Here is a 1223-nt window from a genome sequence, read left to right as displayed (position 1 = left end):
TGGCGCATCGCTCGGCGTCGATGTGCGATTAGAACCGGGCGTCCTCTGGCGCACCGAGCTACGCGGCTTCGCCGCCGCCGACGCCGTGTTCCCCACCAGTCGAAACGTATCGGGACTTTCGCGGCGGAATGGTGTGGTCGTCACATCATTGGCGTTCTCGTTCTGAACTCGAGAGTGCCGAGGTCTGCGCTGATTTTTGCGCGATGAAGCCAAGCGGAACATCTCGAAGGTGTCTGATCCTGTCGTTCGACGATGGATTTTGCGAGAGAATGGGTTTCGCGCGTGATCACGAGAAAATCCGACAGGGTTTGGCGGAGCGCCTCTGCGTTCTCTGCGCCTCTGCGTGATCAGTTTCACTGCCCCGTGCGCCTCGTACGCCGCGCACGACTCCTTAGGGGCGACGACGAGCAGGCCGCTGAACCGATCACGCAGACGACGAGGAGGCGCAGAGAACGCTGAGCAACACGCGAAGAACAGGAATCGGCACCCATCTGACCGCCAGCTCACCGAGCGGTGGATCGATGCGCACGAACGGCAAGGTGATGCCGCACTGAAGCGGGCGAGAACTCGACACTCTCGAGGTCTGAACAGGGCACCGTAAAAGCGAGTTCGGAGTGTTGGGTTGAAGTCTCGAGTCGCGGGTTCAACCCAGAACTCGAAGCTTGAACTCACCACTCCAAGCTCACGAAAAGCCCCAGCTCCGCGCCCAGCTACGTAACGCTGTGGAAAACGTCGCAACTTTCCCATTGGCGCCAGCAGAACCACGCATACATTGGGACCAGCAATAATTCCTGTCGCGCCGCGTGACCGCACGTCACCCCAAGCGTCTTTACACACGACGGCATGCATTTCGCACAGCCACTCAACGGTGTAGCACATTCATCGCTGGCGGCGACTCCAATCCTCGCATTGAGTCGCTTGCTGGTGAAGCCCGACGTCCCGGCGGCAACGCTTAGGGGCGTCGTGGTGCTTTCATAACGGCAAAGTATGAAGTCGGGGGTAGGGAGTAAGGGGTACGCCCCTTTCCCTACCCCCGACTCCGTACTCCTCCGTTACAGCAACATCGCGGCCGGGTCTTCTATCAGTTCCTTGAAACGCACCAGGAACAACACCGCCTGCTGGCCGTCGATCATCCGGTGATCGTACGAGAGCGCAACGTACATCATGGGGCGGATCTCGACCTTGCCGTTGATCGCCACCGGGCGGTCCTGCGTCTTGTGAAG

Annotated in this window: 1 protein-coding gene; it reads right to left on the bottom strand. The window is 60.0% G+C overall.

The genetic code is table 11. The annotated features are described in order from the left end of the window. Positions 1-1052 precede the first annotated feature (1052 nt). The coding region (locus ACESNG_RS24030) for a 2-oxo acid dehydrogenase subunit E2 (protein WP_373071238.1) at positions 1053-1223 on the bottom strand (171 nt) is incomplete at its 5' end.

Origin of the sequence: Gemmatimonas sp. (assembly GCF_041689975.1) — a bacterium.
Lineage (GTDB): Bacteria > Gemmatimonadota > Gemmatimonadetes > Gemmatimonadales > Gemmatimonadaceae > Gemmatimonas.
The sequence above is the reverse complement of the archived record's forward strand: the minus strand, read 5'-3'. Positions and strand labels throughout refer to the sequence as shown.